This is a genomic window from Streptomyces sp. NPDC111520 (assembly GCF_055635295.1).
The window spans coordinates 727,827-748,831 of the sequence record NZ_JBVKBW010000001.1; the positions used below are offsets into that span (position 1 = coordinate 727,827).

Sequence of the window (21,005 nt, forward strand, 5' to 3'; positions counted from 1 at the left end):
TCAGAAGGGCAGCCGGCCGGCGGCCTCGGTGCTCCGGTCGAGCTTGGCGTCGTACGCCGCCAGGGGCCTGGCCGACCCGGGGTCGGCGCGTACGGCCGCGGGGGCGACCCCGGCCCACTCCAGCACCTCGGCGGTGGCCTTGGCGCGGTCCGCCGCGCCGAGCGCGCCGATGACCGCGCCGTGGTTGGCGCCGGGCGCCCACATCACATAGGAGTCGTGCGCGCCGCGCGAGAGCCGGAACGGCTCGGCTCCCCACGGGTCGTTGGACCCGTACACGAACAGCATCCGCTCCGCGTGGTGGCGCACCCAGGAGTCGACGTCGTGCATCGCGCGGGGCTGGAAGCGCATCGGGATGGAGCGCGGCACGTAGGAGCGCGGCTGGTAGATCCCGGGGTAGCGCAGCAGCCCCTTCAGGTGCGGGGTGGCGAACGTCGGGGCGCCGAGCTGGGTGCCGGCCTGGTAGTAGTACGGCGTGTAGTACTCCAGGCCCTGGTCGGTGTAGAAGTCGAAGCCGGAGACGGAGTCGACGAAGGAGTAGATCGCGTCCGTCGTGGCGCTCGCCGCGGGGACGTCCGCGCACTCCGCCTGCTGGTGGTACTGCCAGAAGGCCCACACCAGGTCGAGCACCACGTTCTCGTACGCCCGGTCGGCGCTGCCGACGGTGGTGAAGGTCAGCCCGTTGTCCGCGGCGTACTTCTGGTAGCGGGCGACGATCTCGCCCCGGCGGACGAGCGCCTCGCGCTGCACGGCGTTCAGCTTCGCCCGGCAGTCGGCGGTGCCGACGGTGCGGAAGAAGCGGGTGTAGGCGGAGTCCTCGTCGTTCACCACGTCGTTGGGGGCGACGTAGGCGACCGTACCGGCCATGTCGTGCGGGTAGAAGCGGCGGTAGTACGTGGCCGTCATGCCGCCCTTGCTGGCGCCGGTGGCGAGCCAGTTCTCGGCGTAGATCCGGCTGAGGGCCCGGTAGATGCGGTGCTGGTCGCTGGCAGCCTGCCAGATGTCGAGCTTGGACCAGTCGGCGGGGGCCGGACGGGACGGCGTGAAGAAGCGGTACTCCATCGAGACCTGGTTGCCGTCGACAATCTGCGTCGGCTCACGGCGCGAGGGGGTGGTGGAGAGGCCGTAGCCGGAGGTGTAGAAGACGGTGGGCCGGTCGGTCCCCTTGTGCAGCACGGTGATCCGCTGCTTGAACGTCCCCTTGGACGGGTGCCGGTGGTCCACCGGCTGCGTGTAGTCGAGGACGAAGAAGCGGTATCCGGTGACCGGCTTCTCCTCGATCAGGCTCATCCCGGGTATCGCCAGGATGCGGTCCCTGATGTCCGGCTCGTCAGCGGTCGCGGTGGCGACTCCACCGCCGGCGATGCCTATGAGCAACACCAGCGCCAGCAGCCATCTGAGCGCGTTGCGCATGCCCCCTCCTTCGGGGTTCGACGGGCGTCGCCCGTGAACCTATGAGGAGGAAGTCATGTGCCGCCAGGGGGCGTTGGGCAAAGAGCGGCGGCCCGGACCACCGGGTCCGGGCCGCGGGGCGGCGAGGGGCGGCGGTCTAGGCGACGGCCTCGCTGCTCTCGTCCTCGCCGACGAAGGTGCGCCACAGCGCGGCGTACCGGCCGTCGGCGGCGAGGAGTTGCTCGTGCGTGCCGTCCTCGACGACCCGGCCGTGGTCGAGGACGACGACCCGGTCGGCGCGGGCAGCGGTGGTCAGCCGGTGGGCGACGACCAGGGTGGTACGGCGTACGGCGAGCCGGTCGGCGGCCTGGTTGACCAGTGCCTCGGTCGCCAGGTCCAGGGCGGCCGTCGCCTCGTCGAGCAGCAGCACGTCCGGGTCCACCAGCTCGGCGCGGGCCAGGGCGATCAACTGCCGCTGTCCGGCGGAGAGGTTGCGGCCGCGTTCGGAGACGGAGTGCAGGTAGCCGCCGTCCAGGGTGGCGATCATCTCGTGGGCGCCGACGGCGCGCGCCGCGGCCTCCACCTCGGCGTCGGTCGCGTCCATCCGCCCGTAGGCGATGGCGTCCCGGACCGTCCCCTCGAAGAGGTACGCCTCCTGCGGGACGACGCCGAGCCGCTGCCGGTAGCCGGTCAGGTCGAGCTCGCGGATGTCCTGGCCGTCGACGAGGACGCCGCCCGAGGTCGGGTCGTAGAACCGGGCGACCATCTTGACCAGGGTGGACTTGCCCGCGCCCGTCTCGCCGACGAAAGCCACCGTCTGGCCGGCGGGGATCCGCAGGTCGATCCCGGACAGCGCCTCGGCGCCCTCGTCGGTGTAGCGGAAGTGCACGTCGCGGAAGGCGATCTCGCCGCGCAGCCGGCCGACCCCGCGCGGGGACTCGGCGGGCGGCGTGGCGGTGGGCGTGCGCAGCAGTTCGCGGATGCGGCCCAGGGACACCGACGCCTGCTGGTAGCCGTCGAAGACCTGGGACAGCTGCTGGACGGGGGAGAAGAACAGGTCGATGTAGAGCAGGTACGCCACCAGCGCGCCGGCGGTGAGGGTGCCGGCGCCGACCCGGTGGGCACCGACGATCAGCACCAGGGCGGCGGCGACGCTGGACAGCAGCTGCACGAAGGGGAAGTAGACCGAGATCAGCCACTGGCCGCGCACGCGCGCCTGCCGGTACGCGTCGCTGCGGCCGGCGAACCGCACGGCGCCGCCGCGCTCGCCGCGGAAGGCCTGCACGACGCGGAGCCCGGCGACGTGCTCCTGCAGGTCGGCGTTGACGACGCTGACCCGTTCCCGGGCCAGCTCGTAGGCCTTGACCGACTTGCGGCGGAAGACCCAGGTCGCGACGAAGAGCACCGGCAGGGTGGCGAAGACGATCAGTGCCAGCTGGACGTCGATCACCAGCAGCGCGCCCAGGATGCCGAGGAAGGTGAGCACGCTGACCAGCGCGGTGACCAGACCGGTCTGCAGGAACGTCGAGAGCGCGTCGACGTCGGTCGTCATCCGGGTCATGATGCGGCCGCTCAGCTCGCGCTCGTAGTAGTCGAGGCCGAGCCGGTGCAGGTGGGAGAAGATCTTCACGCGCAGCATGTAGAGCACCCGCTCGCCGGTACGGCCGGTCAGGCGCGTGGAGCCCCACTGCGCGGCCCACTGCGCGGCGACGACGGCCAGGCCCAGCAGGGCCGCGACCCATACGGCGCCGAGCGCGGCCTGCCGCACACCGGAGTCGATGCCGTGCCGGATCAGGACGGGCAGCAACAGCCCGGCCAGCGCGTCCACGGCGACGAAGACCAGGCTCAGCAGCAGGGGGCCGCGGAATCCGCGCAGCAGACTGCGCAGGCCGAAGTCCTTCTCGACGGAGGCCGCCGCGTCCTCGTCGACGTCCGGGGTGTCCAGGGCCGGGGGCAGCGCGGCCACCTGCGCCAGCAGCTCGGGGGTCGCGGGCATCCCGGCCATGGCCGAGGCCATCCCGCCCGGTCCGCCCCGCACGGCGGCCGGGGAGGGCGCCCCCTGTGCCCGTCCCGGCTCCTCGTCGCGGTGCCGGCGGTCCCCCGGCCACAGGGCGGCGGTCACGCCGCCGTCCGCGGGCGCCGAGGCGGCGGGACGCGACGCGGGGACCGCGACCGCGCCCTCGCCGGGCCATTCGGTGAGGGGCACGACCTCGCCCGCGGGGTCGTGGGTGACGACGTCCGAGCCGAGCTCGTCGGGGTCGGTCAGCAGCCGCCGGTACAGCGGGCAACGGGCTTCCAGCTCCTCGTGGGTGCCCACGTCGACCAGCCGGCCGGCCTCCAGCACGGCGATCCGGTCGGCGAGGGCGAGGGTGGAGCGGCGGTGGGCGATGAGCAGGGTCGTGCGGCCCGCCATCACCTCGCGCAGCGCGTCGTGGATCTCCGCCTCGACGCGGGCGTCGACGGCGGAGGTCGCGTCGTCGAGGACGAGCAGCCGCGGGTCGGTGAGGATGGCGCGGGCCAGGGCGACGCGCTGGCGCTGGCCCCCGGAGAGGGTCAGCCCCTGCTCGCCGACGACGGTGTCGTACCCCTCGGGCAGGGCGCTGATGAACCCGTCCGCCTGGGCGTGCCGGGTCGCGGTGAGGATCTGCTCGTCGGTGGCGTCGGGGTGGCCGTAGGCGATGTTGGCGCGGACGGTGTCGGAGAACAGGAAGCTGTCCTCCGGCACGAGGCCTATGGCGTCGCGCAGGGAGTCGAAGGTGAGGTCGCGCACGTCGCGGCCGCCGACCCGGACGGCGCCACCGGTCACGTCGTAGAAGCGCGGCAGCAGCAGCGAGACGGTCGACTTGCCGCTGCCGGAGGCGCCGACGACGGCGACGGTCTCGCCGGGTTCGACGGTGAGCGAGAAGTCGTCCAGCACCGGGCGGGTGCGGTCGTAGCCGAAGCTGACGTGGTCGAACTCGACAGTCGCCGCGGCCTCGGGGGACAGCTGCTCGGCGCCCTCCTCCAGGCTCGGGCGGGTGTCGATGAGTTCGGTGACGCGCTCGACGCCGGCCCGGGCCTGCTGGCCGACGGTGAGCATCATCGTGAGCATGCGCACCGGGCCGGTCAGCTGGGCGAGGTAGGTCGAGAAGGCGACGAAGGTGCCCAGGGTGATCTGGCCCCGTACGGCCATCCAGCCGCCGAGCGCCAGCATGCCGACCTGCCCGAGCGAGGGCACCGCCTGCAGGGCGGGGCTGTAGCGGGCATTGAGCCGGATGGTGCGCAGCCGTCCGGCGAACAGCCGCTCGCTGACGGAGCGCAGCTTGGACATCTCCTGCTGCTCCTGGCCGAAGCCCTTCACGACGCGGACGCCGGTCACCGAGCCGTCCACGATCCCGGCGACGGCGGCGGCCTGCCCCTGCGCGTACCAGGTGGCGGGGAAGAGCCGCTTGCGGCTGCGGTCGGCGAGGAACCACAGGGCGGGCGCGACGGCGAGGGCGACCACGGTGAGCAGCGGCGAGAGCACGAACATCACGACGAGCGACAGCACGAACAGCAGGACGTTGCCGATCATCATCGGCGCCATGAAGAGCAGGCCCTGGATGAGCTGCAGGTCACTGGTGGCCCGGCCGACGACCTGGCCGGTGTTGAGCTCGTCCTGGCGCGCCCCGTCGAGCCGGGTGAGCGAGTGGAACATGTCCGTGCGCAGGTCGTGCTGCACGTCGAGGGCGAGTCTGCCGCCGTAGAAGCGGCGCAGGAAGGTCATCAGGTAGACCACGACGGCGGCGCCGACCAGCACGCCGGCCCACGGGGCGAGCGGCTTGTCGTGCTTGACGATGACGTCGTCGATGATCAACTTGGGGACGAGCGGTACGAGCGCCATCACGGCCATGCCCGCGAGCGAGGAGCCCAGCGCGAGGGACACGTTGCCCCGGTAGCGCCAGCAGTACCCCATCAGCCGTCGCAGCCAGCCCTGGGCCGTCACGGTCTGCCCCGCCTTCGCTTCGTCGTCCTTCGCCGCCACCCGGTGTCCTCCCGTCCCGTCCTTCTCGCCGGAGGATCACAACGCGTTGGAGTGCGGATTTCATCCTCCTGCAACAAACCTACGACGAGGGTCCGACAGCGTTCCGCCTGAGGTCCTGGGCCGTCGGCCCGCGGAAACGTATCCCCTCTTGCCCGGGCCGGGCTCACGGCCGCCCGGTCACCCCAGGTGGGTCGGCGCGAACATCCGCAGGCGCGCGGGGAGCACGACCACGGACGGGCCGGGCGCCGCGAGGGCGGCCGCGAGGTCGTCCCGCAGCCGCTCGGGACGGGTCAGGACCGCCGGCACGCCGAAGGAGGCGGCGAGGGCGACGAAGTCGGGCCGGGCCAGCTCGGTGCCGGTGGCCTCGCCGAAGGCCTCCGTCATGTACTCGCGCAGGATGCCGTAGCCGCCGTCGTCGACGATCAGCCAGGTGACCGGCAACCCGTACTGCCGGGCGGTGGCGAGCTCGGCGATCGAGTACATCGCCCCGCCGTCGCCGGAGACGGCCAGCACAGGGCGGGAGCGGTCGGCGGCGGCCGCGCCGAGGGCGGCGGGGAAGCCGTAGCCGAGGCCGCCGGCACCCTGGGCGGAGTGCATCGGGCCGGGCCAGGCGGACCAGGCCCAGTAGGCGAGGATCGTCATGTCCCAGAAGCTGGGGGCGTCCTCCGGGAGGGCGTCGCGTACCGCGGCGAGGACGCTCCGCTCCAGGCCGAGGTCCTGGCCGTCGATCCGCTCCCCGACCCGCGCCAGCAGGGCCGCCACCGCCTCGGGGGCCGTTGCGTCGCGGCGCTCGTCGACGGCCTCGGCGAGCCGGCCGAGGGCGAGCCGGGCGTCGGCGTGGATGCCCAGCGCCGGGTGGTTGGACTCCAGCTTGCCGAGGTCGGCCTCGACCTGGATCACCCGGCCGCGCGGGCGGAAGGTGTGGTAGTTCGAGGACAGCTCGCCCAGCCCGGAGCCGACCACCAGCAGGACGTCGGCCTCCTCAAGGAAATCGGTGGTGTGGCGGTCCTCCAGCCAGCTCCGCAGCGACAGCGGGTGCTCCCAGGGGAAGGCCCCCTTGCCGCCGAAGGTGCAGGCCACCGGGGCGTCGAGCCGCTCGGCGAGGGCGCGCAGTTCGGCCTCGGCCCCCGAGCGCACCACACCGCCGCCGGCCAGCACGACCGGCCGCTCGGCGCGGGAGAGCTGCGCGGCCGCCTCGGCGATCAGCTCGGCGCGCGGGTGCAGCGGGCGGGGCTCGGCCGGCAGCTCCCCGACGGGCGGCACGCTGACGGGGGCGAGCAGCACGTCCTGCGGGATCTCCACCCAGACCGGCCCGCAAGGCGCGGTCAGGGCGGACTCCCAGGCGGCGGCCAGGGCCGAGGGGATCTGCGAGGCGGTGCGGACGGTGTGCACCGACTTGACGACGTCGCGGAACGACGCCTTCTGGTCGACGAGTTCGTGCAGGTAGCCGTGGCGGCCGCCGCCGAGACCGGCGACCGGCACCTGGCTGCCGACGGCGACGACCGGCACCGATGCGGCGGCCGACTCCTGGAGCGCGGCCAGCGTCATCAGCGCGCCGGGGCCGGTGGAGACCAGCAGCGGAGCGGCGCCGCCGGTGACCCGGGCGTACGCGTCCGCGGCGAAGCCCGCGTTGTTCTCCACGCGCAGGCCCACGTACTCCAGCTTGGAGCGCCGCAGGGCGTCGAAGGCGCCGAGGGCGTGCTGCCCGGGCAGCCCGAAGACGGTCGTCGCGCCGAGCGCCGCCAGGGACTCGACGACCAGGTCGCCGCCGCTGCGCTCGGTCATGCGCGGTCCGCCGCGATCTGCCGGGTCATGATCGTGGTCAGCTCGTACGCGGTGTGGGAGGCCGCGACGCTGGTGATCTCGGCGTGGTCGTAGGCCGGGGCCACCTCGACGACGTCGGCGGAGACCAGGTTGCAGGAGGCCAGGCCGCGCAGGATCTCCAGCAGCTCGCGGGAGGTGATGCCGCCGGCCTCGGGGGTGCCGGTGCCGGGCGCGTGGGCCGGGTCGAGGACGTCGATGTCGATCGAGACGTACAGCGGGCGGTCGCCGATGCGCTCGCGCAGCTGCTGGGCGACCTCGTCCGCGCCGCGCCGGTAGACGTCGGCGGAGGTGACGATGCCGAAGCCCATCTTCTCGTCGTCGGTGAGGTCCTGCTTGCCGTACAGCGGGCCGCGGGTGCCGACGTGGGAGAGCGCGGAGGTGTCGAGGACGCCCTCCTCGACGGCCCGGCGGAAGGGCGTGCCGTGCGTGAACTCGGCCCCGAAGTAGGTGTCCCAGGTGTCGAGGTGGGCGTCGAAGTGGAGCAGGGCGACCGGGCCGTGCTTGCGCGCCATGGCGCGCAGCAGGGGCAGCGAGATGGTGTGGTCGCCGCCGAGGGTCATCAGGCGGGCGCCGGTGTCGAGCAGGTCGTCGGCGGCGGCCTGGATCGTCTCGACCGCCTCGTTGATGTCGAACGGGTTGGCGGCGATGTCACCGGCGTCCGCGACCTGGGCGAGGGCGAAGGGTGAGGCGTCCTGCGCCGGGTTGTACGGGCGCAGCAGACGGGAGGCCTCGCGGATCGCGTTGCCGCCGAAGCGCGCGCCCGGACGGTAGGAGACGCCCGCGTCGAAGGGCACGCCGACCACGGCGACGTCGGTGCTGCCGACCTCGTCCAGGCGCGGGAGCCGCGCGAACGTGGCGGGACCGGCGTACCGCGGGGTACGGGAGGAGTCGATGGGGCCGCGCGGTTCGGTGCTGCTCATGGGTAACTGCCTTCTTTCATGCGCTTCGTTGCGCTCTGCTCGCTTTGTGACTTTATCCGACCGGAACGGTCCCCTCGGCGGCCGGGACGGGGCCCCGTCCGGCCAGCCGCTCCCGCCAGGCCGCCAGGACGGCGGCGTCGGTCGGCTCGGTGGCGAGGCTCACCGCGACATAGGCGACGAGGGAGGCCAGCAGGCCGTAGTAGACGGGCTCGTTGGCGAGGATGCCCTTCCAGGCCATCAGGCCCACGACGGCCAGTCCGCCGACGGCCACCGAGGCGAGGGCGCCCTGCGCGGTGCCGCGCCGCCACAGCAGACCGCCGAGGATCGGCACCAGCAGCCCGCCGACGAGCAGGTTGTAGGCCACGGTCAGCGCCTCGACGACGTTGTTCAGCGCGATGGCGGTGACGATGACGACCACACCCATGACCAGGATGAAGACGCGGTTGCCCGAGACCTCGTCGTGGGCGTCCTCCCGACCGTCCCTCCCGCGGGCGACGGCGCCGCGCAGCCGCGACCAGATGTCGTTGTTGGCCACCGTGGCGCAGGCGATGAGCGCGCCGGAGGAGGTCGACATCACCGCGGAGAGCGCCGCGGCCAGCACCAGGCCGCGCACACCCACCGGCAGCGCGTCCTTGACGATGGTGGCGAAGGCGTCGTCGGCCGCCGCCAGGTTCGGGTACAGCACCTTCGCGGCGGTGCCGATGACGGCGCCGGCGATCGCGTACACCAGGCAGTAGACGCCGGCGACGGTGCCGCCGAGCTTGGCGACCCTGTCGCTGCGGGCGGTGAACACCCGCTGCCAGATGTCCTGGCCGATGAGCATGCCGAAGGTGTAGATCAGCACATAGGTGAAGATCGTCTGCCCGCCGATGCCCAGGGGCGCGAAGTACTCGGTCGGCAGCTGCGCCTTCATCTCCGCGAAGCCGCCCGCCTTGACCACCGCGATCGGCAGCAGCAGGACCAGCACGCCGAGGGTCTTGACCACGAACTGCACCATGTCGGTGAGCGTGATCGACCACATGCCGCCCAGCGTCGAGTACGCCACCACGACCGCGCCGCCCAGGACGATCGCCAGGGTGCGGTCCAGGCCGAACAGGACGTCGAAGATCGTCGCGTAGGCGATGGTCGAGGTCACCGCGAGCATCAGCGTGTAGGCCCACATGACGACGCCGGAGATGACCCCGGCCGAGCCGCCGTAGCGCAGGTCGAGCATCTCGGAGACGGTGTAGACCCTCAGGCGGGCGATGCGCGCCGAGAAGAAGACGCTCAGCGCCAGCAGGCCGAGGCCGATCGTGAAGACCATCCACGCGCCGGACAGCCCGTACCGGTAGCCGAGGCCGACGCCGCCGATGGTGGAGGCACCGCCGAGGACGATCGCCGCCATGGTGCCGGAGTACATCGACGGGCCCAGCCGGCGGCCGGCCACCAGGAAGTCGCTCTTGGACCTGGCGCGGCGCATGCCCCACCAGCCCACGGCGAGCATGCCGGCCAGGTAACCGATGATCACGGCGTAGTCGACGGCCATGGGCCCTCCTCCATCGTTGGCGCGGACAAAGCCGCGGACAAAGCCGCGGACGGAACCACGGGCGGAGCCGCGGGTGGAACCGCGGGCTTCCTCTGCGGTGACGATAGGTGGCCGGGGAGAGGCGCTGAAGTGTACGTTTCCTCCATCCCGACCGGTCCGCATGGAGGAAACGCACATGGCTCCCCCGCGTCAGGACCTGGCGCCGCCCACCCCGCCGATCCCGCTCGCCTCCCTGCTGGCCCTGCCCGACCTCGGCCTGCGCCAGGTCGCGGGACCGTCCGCGGCCGGGAGCGACGTCCGCGTCCTGTGGGTCCACACCAGCGAGATGGAGGACCCCGTCCCGTACCTCCTCGGCGGGGAACTGCTGCTCACCGCGGGGGTGCACTTCGCCTCGGCGAAGGGCGCCGAGGCGTACCTGGACCGCTACGTGGCCCGCACGGTCCAGGCGGGGGCGGCGGCGCTCGGCTTCGGCCTCGCCCCGGTGCACGACGCGACCCCGCCCGCGCTGCTCGCCGCCTGCGACCGCCACGGCCTGCCGCTCGTGGAGGTGCCCCCGCAGACGCCGTTCACCGCCGTCGCGCGGGCGGTCTGGCAGGCCATGGGCGAGGCCAGGGTCCGCGAGCTGCGGCACGTCACCGAGGCGCAGCAGGCCCTCGCCGCCGCCGCCGCGCGCCCGGATCCCGTCCCCTCGGTGCTGCGCAGGCTCGCCGGCCGTCTGGGCGCGTGGGCCGCGCTGATCGCCCCGGACGGCACGGAGGTGTTCGCGGCGGGCACCGCCCCCGACCCGCGGGCGCGTACGGCGGCGGTCCGGCTCGCCGGGGTGGTCCGCCCGGCGCCGGACGCCCACGCACCATCGTCGGCGACCGACACCCACGCCGGGACGCGCCTGTCGGCGTACGCCCTCGCCGGCGGCCCCCCGAACGAGCGGCCGGCGCTCGTCCTGGCGACGGGCCGCCCCGACCCGGGCGACCACGCGGTCGCCAACGTGGCCGCCGTGCTGCTCTCCCTGCTCACCGGGCCGCACCTGGGCAGCGCGGAGGCGGGCCGGTCCGCGGCCCTGGTGCGGCTGCTGCTGGGCGCGGCCCCCGAGGACGCGGCCCCGCTGCTGGGACCGGAGTCCCGGTGGGCGGTCGTGCACGCCCGCAGACGCGCCGGCCCGGCCGGGCCGCTGCCGGCCGCCGCCCTCGGTACGGCACTGGGCACCGCCCTGGTCGAGCCGGGCGACGCGGTCGTACGCCTGCTGCTGCCGGCCGGCCGCGAGGTGACCGCCCAGCCGGGGTGGACCCTGGGGGTGAGCGGCCCGGTGACGGTGGCCGCCCTCGTCACCGGCGACGGCCAGGCCGCGGAGGCGCTGCGCCGGGCGATCGCCACCCGTGTGCCGCTGGTGGTCCACCGCGGGGCCGGTCCCGGCATGACCGGGCTGGTCACTCCGGACGACGCCCGGGGCCGGGCGCGGGAGCTGCTGGCGCCGCTGGCGGGCTCGCCCGCCCTCGTGGAGACCCTGCGCACCTGGATCGGCCTGCACGGCAGCTGGGACCGCACGGCCGTGGCCCTGGAGGTGCACCGCAACACCGTGCGCCAGCGCGTCGGGCGGGCCGCTACCCTGCTGGAGGCGGACCTGGACGACCCGGACGTACGCATGGAGCTGTGGTTCGCGCTGCGCTGGCTGTGAACCCGTGCGGCCCGCCGCGGCGGGCTTCCTGACGCCCCGGCAGGAGGTAACGGACCGGCGTCGATCGGCCGCCGCCCGCACGCACGTCCGACAGCAGGCGACAATGGGGGTCATGCTGCCCCATGTCACCGTGCCGTCCCGCAAGGCCCTCGCCGACCACCTCGTCCGCACGCGCATCGCGGGCGACGTCGCCACTCCCCGCGAGAACAACCGCTCGCACTACCGCAGACTCGCCGAGGGCGACCGCCACTACTGGTTCGGCCTGGAGTTCGGCGACCGCTGGACGGACGAGGAGGCGGTGCTGGCGGTCATGGCCGAGCGCTGCGGCGTCGTGGCCGACCCCGGCCACGTCCGGGGGCAGGACACCATCGACCCGGAGCTGACGATCAGCGCCCTGGACCGCGCCGCCCGGATGCTCTGCAAGGCCGTGGAGGGCGGGCAGCGGGTGCTGTTCGCCACCGGCCACCCCGGAGGTCTGCTGGACGTCCACCGCACCGTGGCCGCGGCCGTACGGGCCGCCGGGGCCGAGGTCGTCGCGATCCCGGGCGGGCTGTCCACCGACGAGGGCGGCGTCTTCCAGTTCTGCGACGTGGCCATGCTGGAGCGCGGCGCGACGCTGTGGCACACGCACTCCCCGAACCCGATGGCCGCGGTCCTGGACGCGCTGGCCGCGCAGGGCCGGCCGATGCCCGACCTGGTCGTCGCCGACCACGGCTGGGCGGGGTGCGCCGGGCAGCGCGGCATCGACGCGATCGGCTTCGCCGACTGCAACGACCCGGCGCTCTTCCTCGCGGAGGCGGAGGGCACCGTCGCGGTGACCGTGCCGCTCGACGACCACGTCACCGACCCGCGCCACTACGACCCGATGACCGCCTACCTGCTGGACGCCGCGGGCCTGACCGGCCCCGCGTGACAGACCGGCCACGCCCCCCTGGGAGGCGTGGCCCGCTGTCTCCCGACGGGCCCCGGGCCGCCGTCCCCATGGCGGCCCGGGGCCCGATGCCGTCAGGCCGGGGCCCCTGCCCCGCCCTTGGTCCACGACATGGGAACCCCCGTTCCCCGTGGGCCGCGGTCGTTCCCCCGCCGGCCCCGCTTTCCCCCGTCGACCGTCCGGCACGGCCGCCCGGACATGCGGCCAGGCGGTGCGCTCGTTACGATCGCCGTCGATTCTGCCGGTCCCGCGCCGCCGGAGGATCAGCCCCGGGACGGACATCGCGGTCCACCCTCGGGTGGAGTGGAAGGCCGTCCGGAGAGAGGCGCTTGAGCGTGATACGGGTCGTGGTCGTCGACGACGAGACGCTGGTGAGGACCGCCCTGCGGCGAATCCTGGAGTCCGCGGGGGACATCAGGGTGGTCGCCGACTGCGACAGCCGCACGGCACTGGCCGCCGTCCGCGGGCACGCGCCCGACCTGGTGCTGCTGGACACGGTGATGCCCGATCCCGACGGCCTGACCGTGCTGCGCGCCGTACGGGCGCTGCCCGATCCGCCGGCCGTCGCGATGCTCACCGGATTCGACACCAGCGCCCACATCACGGCCGCCATGCGCGCGGGCGCGACCGGCTTCCTGCTCAAGGACACGGCGGTCGCCACGCTCATCGACGCCGTCCGCGTGCTCGCCTCCGGCGGGACGGTCTTCACGCCCACCGTCAGCCGCGCCGTGGTCGACGGCTACCTGGGCACGGCCGATGCCAGGGCGACGGATTCCGCCGGGGCGGCCCTGGAGCGGCTGACCGCGCGGGAGCGGGAGGTGCTGCTGCTGGTCGCCGGGGGCCTGTCGAACCTGGAGATCGCCGAGCGGCTGCACATCACCGTGGCGACGGTGAAGGACCACGTACGGGCGCTGCTGCGCAAGCTCGACGCCCCGAACCGGGTGTCGCTGGCGATCACCGCGCACCGGGCCGGGCTCTCGCCGGGGAGCGCCGCGTGAGGCTCCCCCGGGCTGCCGTCGACGGGTGCCTGGTCGCCGTCGCCGCGGCCGAGGCCTGGGCAACCCGCTCCCTGGGCGGTCCGCTCGCGCTGACGGCGGCTTATGCGGCGGCCGGCGCCCTCGCGCTGCGCCGCCGGCTGCCGCTGACGGTGCTGCTGGCCACCCTGCCCGCCCTGTCGCTGGGCTACGTGTGGCTGGCCCCCATGGCCGCGCTGTACACCATCGCCGCCGACGGCGGCGCCCTGGCCGTGGCGCGCGCCCGGCGGCTGCTGCGGCGAGGGCCGCCGCTTCCGGGCCGGAGGCGGATTCCGCCGTCGATGGTGGTGACGTGCGGCGGCGCGGCAGCCGTCGCCTTTGTGTCGTTCTTCCCCTGGCCGTGGATCGGGGAGGTCGACTGGGCCCCCGCGGCGACCGTGCTCGCCGTGCTGCTGTCGGCGCTGCTGGCCGTGGCCCCGACCGCGCTGGGGCTGCTCGCCGCGTCACGCCGGGAGCTGGCGGCGCGGCTCGCCGAGCTGGCCGAGAGCCGCGAGCGGGAGCGGCGGCTGGCCGCGGAGCGGGCGGTGGTCCGCGAACGCACCCGGCTCGCACGGGAGATGCACGACACCGTGGCCCACCACATCAGCCTGATCGCCGTGCAGTCGGGCGCGCTGGAGGCGACCGCCGAGGGCGACGAGGCACGGGCCGCGGCCGGCACCGTGCGGCAGCTCAGCCGCGACGCACTGGACGAACTGCGGCACATGGTGGGGCTGCTGCGGATGCCGGCGGGTGGCGAGGACGCCGGACCGGGGCTGGCCGAGCTGCCCACGCTGCTCGCCGCGGCCGGTCCCGAGGTCCGCGGCGACCTGCCCGCCCCCGGCCGGACCGGGTGCCCGCCGCCGGTGCAGCACGCCGCCTACCGCACGGTGCAGGAGGCGCTGACCAACGTGCGCAAGCACGCCCCGGGCGCACGGACCGAGGTGACGGTGCGCCTCGCCGCCGACGCGCTGTACGTCGCGGTGCGCAACGCCCCGTGCGGCGACGGCGCCCCGGGCCCGGCGCTGCCGTCGGGGGGCCACGGCCTGACCGGGCTGCGCGAGCGCGCCGCCCAGCTGGGCGGCACCCTTGACGCGGGTCCCGAACCCGGCGGCGGCTTCCTGGTGCGGGCCACCCTGCCGCTGGACGCCCACCGGTGACCGCCCTGCAGGCGGCCTGGGACGCGGTGGCTCAACTGGCTCAGTCCCGCGGGACGCGGACGACGCCCTCCTGGATGACGGAGACGGCCAGCCGTCCGTCCTGGGTGTAGATGCGCGCGGTGCCGAGCCCGCGGCCGCCGGAGGCGGAGGGGCTCTGCTGGTCGTAGAGCAGCCATTCGTCGGCGCGGAACGGCCGGTGGAACCACATGGCGTGGTCCAGGCTGGCGCCCACCACGTCGCCGACCGCCCAGCCGCCGCGTCCGTGGGCCAGCAGCACGGAGTCCAGCAGCGTCATGTCCGACACATAGGTGGCGAGGCAGACGTGGAGCAGCGGGTCGTCGGCGAGCTTGCCGTTGGTGCGGAACCACACCTGGGAGCGGGGTTCACGCGGCCCGGCGCCCGCGGCTAGGAACGGCGGGGCCTCGGCGTAGCGCAGGTCGACGGCGGCCCGGGCCTCCAGGAGGCGGTCCACGACCGAGGGGTCGGGGAACCGGTCCCGGTGCGGGAGGAGCAGTTCCTCGCCGGTGGGCAGGGTCTCGGGGTCCGGCGCCGGCGGCATCGGTTCCTGGTGCTCCAGCCCGTCCTCGTACGTCTGGAAGGACGCGGACAGGTGGAAGATCGGCTGCCCGTGCTGCACCGCGACCACCCGGCGGGTGGTGAAGGAGCGGCCGTCACGGATGCGGTCGACCTGGTAGACGATGGGCGCGCCCGGGTCCCCCATGCGCAGGAAGTAGGCGTGCAGGGAGTGGGCGTCGCGTCCCTCCGGGACGGTGCGCCCCGCCGCGACCAGCGCCTGCGCGGCGACCTGGCCCCCGAAGACGCGGGGGACGACGGCAGGGCGGCTGGCGCCGCGGAAGATGTCCTGCTCGATCCGCTCGAGGTCGAGCAGATCGAGCAGGGACTGCAGTGCGTGGTGTGCGTGGTGGGTCACGTGCGTCTCTCGGGGTCGGCGGACCGTCCGGTCACAGCCCCATCGACTTGGCGATGATCGACTTCATGACCTCGCTGGTCCCGCCGTAGATGCGGTGCACGCGGTTGTCCGCGTACAGACGGGCGATCGGGTACTCCAGCATGTAGCCGTAGCCGCCGTGCAGTTGGAGGCAGCGGTCGATGACCTTGGCCGCGGTCTCGGTGCAGAAGAGCTTGGCGCGCGCGGCGTCGGCGGCGGTGAAGTCGCCGTGCTCGTGGGCCTCCAGGGCGCGGTCGACGACGGCCTGCATGGCGTCGACGTCGGAGGCGCACTCGGCGAGCACGAACTTGGTGTTCTGGAACTCGGCGACGGTCTTGCCGAAGACCTTGCGGTCGCGCACGTACTGGGTGGCGAAGCGGACGGCGGCGTCGGCCTGGGCGTAGGAACCGACGGCGATCGCGAGCCGCTCGACCGGCAGGTTGTGGGCCAGGTAGGAGAAGGCTTTGCCCTCCTCGCCGAGCAGGTCCTCGACGGGGACCTCGACGTCGGTGAAGGACAGCTCCGCGGTGTCGGAGGTGCGCAGGCCGATCTTCTCGAGCTTGCGGCCGACGGCGTAGCCCTCGCTGGTGGTGTCGACCACGAGGATCGACAGCCCGCGGCGGCGGTCCTCGGGGGTGGCGGGCGAGGTGCGGCAGACGACCAGCACGCGGTCGGCGACCACGCCGCCGGTGATGAAGGTCTTGGCGCCGTTGAGGACGTAGTGGGTGCCGTCCCCGGAGAGCTTCGCGGTGGTGGTCATGCCCGCCAGGTCCGAGCCGGTGCCGGGCTCGGTCATCGCGATGGCGGTCATCATGTCGCCGCTGATGAAGTCCGGCAGCCAGCGCTTCTTCTGCTCCTCGCCGGCGAACTCGAGGAGGTACGGGAGCACCAGGCCGGTGTGCACGCCGCTGCTGCCGAAGCTGACGCCGGCGCGGGCGCACTCCTCGGTCACCACGGCGCTGAACTTCCAGCCCGTGATGCCGGCGCCGCCGTACTCCTCGGGCACCTCGATGCCGAAGATGCCCAGCTCGCCCAGGCGCCGGTAGAAGTCGCGGGGCGGGTACCCCGCCTCCTCCCACTCGGGGTAGACGGGCACGACCTCGTTGGCGATGAAGTCCCGGATCGTCTCCCGGAAGGCCTCGTGGTCCTCGTTGAATACCGTGCGACGCACTTGGCGCCTCCTCTGCACACCGAGCGATAAGCAAGCGCTCAGTAAGTTACTTCCCGGTTGTGCGCGCTGTCCAGAGCGGCGAAGGCGCCCAGGGCCAGCCGGTGCAGCAGCAGGGCGGTCGCCGCGCGGCCGGGCAGCCCACCGTGGGGGCCGAGGTGCGGGGTGGAGTTCAGGAGGCCGAAGACGGCGTGCACGGCCGCCCGGACCTCGGACTCGGCCGCCCCGGGGTGGACGTCGCGGACGACGGTGACCCACTGCTCGACGTACTGGCGCTGCAGCTGGCGCACGAGTTTGCGGTCGGAGTCGCGGAGCCGGTCCAGCTCGCGGTCGTGGAGGATGATCAGCGCCCGGTCGTCCAGCGCGAAGTCGATGTGCCCGCGGACCAGGGCGTCCAGCGCCGCGGCCGGACCGTCGGCCTCGGCGACGCGCATGCGGCCCGCCGAGTGGAGCCGGCCGCTGATCCCGACGAGCAGTTCGGCGAGCATCGCGTCCTTGCCCGCGAAGTGCCGGTACAGCCCCGGGCCGCTGATGCCGACGGCCGCCCCTATCTCGTCCACGCCGACCCCGTGGAACCCGCGCTCGGCGAAGAGCCGCGCGGCCTCCCTCAGGATCTGGTCGCGCCTGCCGCTGGCCGCCTTGGCCGCCGTCCTCGTGGGCTCCACACCGCACCTTTCCGCGAGGCGTCCGGTCTGCGGATGCCCCCGCGATCTCATCGTCCTACCATTCTAGACAGCCGTGTTAACGACCGCTAACGTGGTGGGGAACACGTTAACGACCGCTAACTCCTCCGGGGGCCCGTGACATGGAAGCACCCGTCCTCGCCAGCGCCGCGGATCCGGCGGGCGAGGCCTACCGCGCCAACGAGAAGGCGCACGCCGAGCTGTCCGCACGGCTGCGCGAGAAGCTCGCCGCGGCCGCGCTCGGCGGTGGCGAGAAGGCCCGCGCCCGGCACACCGCGCGCGGCAAGCTGCTCCCCCGCGACCGGGTGGACGGGCTGCTCGACCCGGGATCGCCCTTCCTGGAGCTCGCCCCGCTGGCCGCCGACGGCATGTACGAGGGCCAGGCCCCGGCCGCCGGCGTCGTCGCCGGGATCGGCCGGGTCTCCGGCCGCGAGGTCGTGGTCGTCGCCAACGACGCCACCGTCAAGGGCGGCACCTACTACCCGATGACGGTCAAGAAGCACCTGCGCGCCCAGGAGATCGCCCTGGACAACCGGCTGCCGTGCGTCTACCTGGTGGACTCCGGCGGCGCCTTCCTCCCGAAGCAGGACGAGGTCTTCCCCGACCGCGACCACTTCGGGCGGATCTTCTTCAACCAGGCCACCCTGTCCGCGCGCGGCATCCCGCAGATCGCCGCCGTCCTCGGCTCCTGCACGGCGGGCGGCGCCTACGTCCCGGCGATGAGCGACGAGGCGGTGATCGTCCGCGGCCAGGGCACGATCTTCCTGGGCGGCCCGCCGCTGGTGAAGGCAGCCACCGGCGAGGTGGTCACGGCGGAGGAGCTCGGCGGCGGCGAGGTGCACTCGCGCACCTCCGGCGTCACCGACCACCTCGCCGAGGACGACGCCCACGCGCTGCGCATCGTGCGGAACATCGTGGCGACCCTGCCGGCCCGCGGCGAACTGCCGTGGACGGTGGCCCCCGTCGAGGAGCCCGCCGTCGACCCGGCCGGGCTCTACGGCGCGGTCCCGGTCGACCCGCGCACCCCCTACGACGTCCGCGAGGTCATCGCCCGGCTCGTCGACGGCAGCCGCTTCGCGGAGTTCAAGGCCGAGTACGGCACGACGCTGGTCACCGGCTTCGCCCGGATCCACGGCCACCCGGTGGGCATCGTCGCCAACAACGGCATCCTGTTCTCCGAATCGGCCCAGAAGGGCGCGCACTTCATCGAGCTGTGCGACCAGCGCGGCATCCCGTTGCTCTTCCTGCAGAACATCTCGGGCTTCATGGTGGGCCGCCAGTACGAGGCGGGCGGCATCGCCAAGCACGGCGCCAAGATGGTCACCGCGGTGGCCACGACCCGGGTGCCCAAGCTGACCGTGGTCATCGGCGGCTCCTACGGCGCGGGCAACTACTCGATGTGCGGCCGCGCCTATTCGCCGCGCTTCCTGTGGATGTGGCCCAACGCCAAGATCTCCGTCATGGGCGGCGAGCAGGCCGCCTCCGTGCTGGCCACCGTCAAGCGCGACCAGATCGAGGCGGCCGGCGGCAGCTGGGCGGCGGAGGAAGAGGAGGGCTTCAAGTCCCCCATCCGCGCGCAGTACGAGGAGCAGGGCAACGCCTACTACGCGACGGCCCGGCTGTGGGACGACGGGGTCATCGACCCCCTGCAGACCCGCCAGGTGCTGGGGCTGGCCCTGACCGCCTGCGCCAACGCGCCGATTCCGCAACGCGATCCGCAGGCGCCGGGCTTCGGCGTCTTCCGGATGTAGGGGGAGCACCCAGATGTCAGCGATGTTCGACACCGTCCTGGTGGCCAACCGCGGCGAGATCGCGGTCCGCGTCATCCGCACCCTGCGGCGGCTCGGGATCCGTTCGGTCGCCGTCTTCAGTGACGCCGACGCCGGCGCCCGTCATGTGCGCGAGGCCGACACCGCCGTGCGCATCGGCCCCGCCGCCGCCACCGAGAGCTACCTGTCCATCGAGCGCCTGCTGGAGGCGGCCGCCCGCACCGGCGCCCAGGCCGTCCACCCGGGCTACGGCTTCCTCGCCGAGAACGCCGCCTTCGCCGGCGCCTGCGCGGAGGCCGGGCTCGCCTTCATCGGGCCGCCCGCCCGGGCGATCGAGCTCATGGGCGACAAGATCCGCGCCAAGGAGACCGTCCACGAGGCCGGCGTCCCCGTGGTGCCGGGCAGCAGCGGGAGCGGGCTCAGCGACGAGCAGCTGACGGCCGCCGCCCTGGAGATCGGCACCCCCGTGCTGCTGAAGCCCTCCGCGGGCGGCGGCGGCAAGGGCATGCGCCTGGTCCGGGACACCGCCCTGCTCGCGGAGGAGATCGCGGCCGCGCGGCGCGAGGCACGCGGCTCCTTCGGGGACGACACCCTGCTGGTGGAGCGGTGGATCGACCGTCCCCGGCACATCGAGATCCAGGTGCTGGCCGACGGCCACGGCAACGTGGTGCACCTCGGCGAGCGCGAGTGCTCCCTGCAGCGCCGCCACCAGAAGGTGATCGAGGAGGCCCCCTCGGTCCTGCTGGACGAGGCGACCCGGGCCGCCATGGGAGCCGCCGCCGTGCAGGCCGCGCTGTCCTGCGGCTACGTCGGCGCGGGCACGGTGGAGTTCATCGTCCCGGGCGCCGACCCGTCCGCCTACTGCTTCATGGAGATGAACACCCGCCTGCAGGTCGAGCACCCGGTCACCGAACTGGTCACCGGCCTGGACCTGGTGGAGTGGCAGCTGCGGATCGCCGCGGGCGAGCGGCTCTCCTTCGGCCAGGAGGAGGTCGCCCTGACCGGGCACGCCGTCGAGGCCCGGATCTGCGCCGAGGTGCCCTCGCGCAACTTCCTGCCGTCGGCGGGCACGGTGCTGGCGCTGTCCGAGCCCGCGGGCGAGGGCGTGCGCGTCGACTCGGGACTCGGCACGGGCAGCGAGATCGGCACGTCCTACGACCCCATGCTCGCCAAGGTCATCGCCCACGGCCCCGACCGGCCGACGGCGCTGCGCCGGCTGCGGGCCGCCCTCGCCGGGACGACCGTGCTGGGCCTGGAGACCAACACCGGCTTCCTGCGCCGCCTCCTGGCCCATCCCGACGTCGTCTCCGGGGAGATGGACACCGGCCTGATCGACCGGGCGCTTTCCGGCCTGGTGCCCTCCGAGGTGCCCGTCGAGGTGTACGCGGCGGCCGCGCTGCTGCGCCACGCCGCCCTGGAGCCCGCGGCGACCGCCGGCTGGCGGGACCCGTTCTCCGTGCCGAGCGGCTGGCGGCTCGGCGGGGAGCCCGCCTGGACGGACCACTGGCTGCGGGTGCCCGGGGCCGAGGCCGTACGCGTGCGCGTCCGCGGCGGTGCCGGGGAGGCGGAGGTGCGCGTCGAGGACACCGCGCCGGTGCGGGCCCGGCTGCTCCGCGGCTCCGGGCAGCGGGTCACCGTCGAGTGGGACGGCGTCACGCACGTCTTCGAGCACGCCGGCGACTGGCTCGGCCGGGACGGCGACGGCTGGCACCTTCAGCCGTACGACCCGGTCGAGGCCGCCCTGCGCGGCGGCGCCGGCGCCGGCGGGGTGGACACCCTGGCCGCGCCCATGCCGGGCACGGTGACCGTGGTCAAGGTCGCCAAGGGCGACGAGGTCACCGCGGGCCAGAGCCTGCTCGTGGTGGAGGCGATGAAGATGGAGCACGTCATCACCGCCCCCCACGACGGCACCGTCACCGAGATCGACGTGACCCCGGGCAGCACCGTCGCCATGGACCAGGTGCTCGCCGTCGTCACCCCGCACCAGGAGGAGGCCGAGTGA

General features: G+C 74.0%; 14 protein-coding genes. 6 read left to right on the forward strand and 8 right to left on the reverse strand.

The genetic code is table 11. The annotated features are described in order from the left end of the window. The 5 genes from ACZ7MY_RS03315 to ACZ7MY_RS03335 form a co-directional block, all read right to left on the reverse strand. Entirely contained in the window at nt 1-1,410 is a 1,410-nt protein-coding gene (locus ACZ7MY_RS03315; RefSeq protein ID WP_499599117.1) for a S28 family serine protease, read from the reverse strand. Between the two features lie 136 nt (nt 1,411-1,546). After that, a complete protein-coding gene (locus ACZ7MY_RS03320; RefSeq protein ID WP_499599362.1) occupies nt 1,547-5,323 on the reverse strand; it encodes an ABC transporter ATP-binding protein in 3,777 nt (1,258 codons plus the stop codon). 246 nt (nt 5,324-5,569) lie between these two features. Further along, nucleotides 5,570-7,177, reverse strand: a complete 1,608-nt coding sequence (locus ACZ7MY_RS03325) for a thiamine pyrophosphate-binding protein (RefSeq protein WP_499599119.1) — start codon at nt 7,175-7,177, stop codon at nt 5,570-5,572. Beyond that, a complete protein-coding gene (gene speB / locus ACZ7MY_RS03330; RefSeq protein WP_499599121.1) occupies nt 7,174-8,136 on the reverse strand; it encodes an agmatinase in 963 nt (320 codons plus the stop codon). The genes ACZ7MY_RS03325 and speB overlap by 4 nt, the downstream gene beginning before the upstream one ends. A gap of 52 nt (nt 8,137-8,188) precedes the next feature. Next, complete coding sequence (locus ACZ7MY_RS03335) at nt 8,189-9,661, reverse strand: sodium:solute symporter family protein (RefSeq protein WP_499599123.1); 1,473 nt, start codon at nt 9,659-9,661, stop codon at nt 8,189-8,191. 175 nt (nt 9,662-9,836) lie between these two features. On the opposite strand from ACZ7MY_RS03335, the gene ACZ7MY_RS03340 reads away from it, so the two are divergent. The 4 genes from ACZ7MY_RS03340 to ACZ7MY_RS03355 all read left to right on the forward strand — a co-directional run bounded on the left by ACZ7MY_RS03340 (nt 9,837) and on the right by ACZ7MY_RS03355 (nt 14,434). Beyond that, nucleotides 9,837-11,333: a PucR family transcriptional regulator gene (locus ACZ7MY_RS03340; protein ID WP_499599125.1), complete on the forward strand. Its 1,497-nt coding sequence runs from the start codon at nt 9,837-9,839 to the stop codon at nt 11,331-11,333. 103 nt (nt 11,334-11,436) lie between these two features. Further along, nucleotides 11,437-12,246 (forward strand): phosphatase, encoded by an 810-nt coding sequence (locus ACZ7MY_RS03345; protein ID WP_499599127.1) that lies wholly within the window; start codon nt 11,437-11,439, stop codon nt 12,244-12,246. Between the two features lie 353 nt (nt 12,247-12,599). Continuing rightward, complete coding sequence (locus ACZ7MY_RS03350; protein ID WP_499599364.1) at nt 12,600-13,262, forward strand: response regulator; 663 nt, start codon at nt 12,600-12,602, stop codon at nt 13,260-13,262. Further along, nucleotides 13,259-14,434 carry a sensor histidine kinase gene (locus ACZ7MY_RS03355; protein ID WP_499599129.1) on the forward strand — a complete coding sequence of 392 codons (1,176 nt, stop codon included), beginning with the start codon at nt 13,259-13,261 and terminating at the stop codon, nt 14,432-14,434. Before ACZ7MY_RS03350 ends, ACZ7MY_RS03355 begins: the two co-directional genes overlap by 4 nt. A 40-nt stretch (nt 14,435-14,474) precedes the next feature. On the opposite strand, the gene ACZ7MY_RS03360 is transcribed toward ACZ7MY_RS03355, so the two are convergent. Genes ACZ7MY_RS03360 through ACZ7MY_RS03370 form a run of 3 tightly spaced genes read right to left on the reverse strand, consistent with a single transcriptional unit; the run spans nt 14,475 to nt 17,216 of the window. Then, complete coding sequence (locus ACZ7MY_RS03360) at nt 14,475-15,365, reverse strand: acyl-CoA thioesterase (RefSeq protein WP_499599131.1); 891 nt, start codon at nt 15,363-15,365, stop codon at nt 14,475-14,477. 31 nt (nt 15,366-15,396) lie between these two features. Further along, nucleotides 15,397-16,554 carry an acyl-CoA dehydrogenase family protein gene (locus tag ACZ7MY_RS03365; protein WP_499599133.1) on the reverse strand — a complete coding sequence of 386 codons (1,158 nt, stop codon included), beginning with the start codon at nt 16,552-16,554 and terminating at the stop codon, nt 15,397-15,399. 38 nt (nt 16,555-16,592) lie between these two features. After that, a complete protein-coding gene (locus ACZ7MY_RS03370; protein WP_499599135.1) occupies nt 16,593-17,216 on the reverse strand; it encodes an SACE_7040 family transcriptional regulator in 624 nt (207 codons plus the stop codon). Between the two features lie 140 nt (nt 17,217-17,356). Here ACZ7MY_RS03370 and ACZ7MY_RS03375 point away from each other — a divergent pair, with 140 nt between their 5' ends. Both ACZ7MY_RS03375 and ACZ7MY_RS03380 read left to right on the forward strand, forming a co-directional pair. Continuing rightward, entirely contained in the window at nt 17,357-18,985 is a 1,629-nt protein-coding gene (locus ACZ7MY_RS03375) for a carboxyl transferase domain-containing protein (protein ID WP_499599137.1), read from the forward strand. Between the two features lie 22 nt (nt 18,986-19,007). Further along, a complete protein-coding gene (locus ACZ7MY_RS03380) occupies nt 19,008-21,005 on the forward strand; it encodes an acetyl/propionyl/methylcrotonyl-CoA carboxylase subunit alpha (protein WP_499599366.1) in 1,998 nt (665 codons plus the stop codon).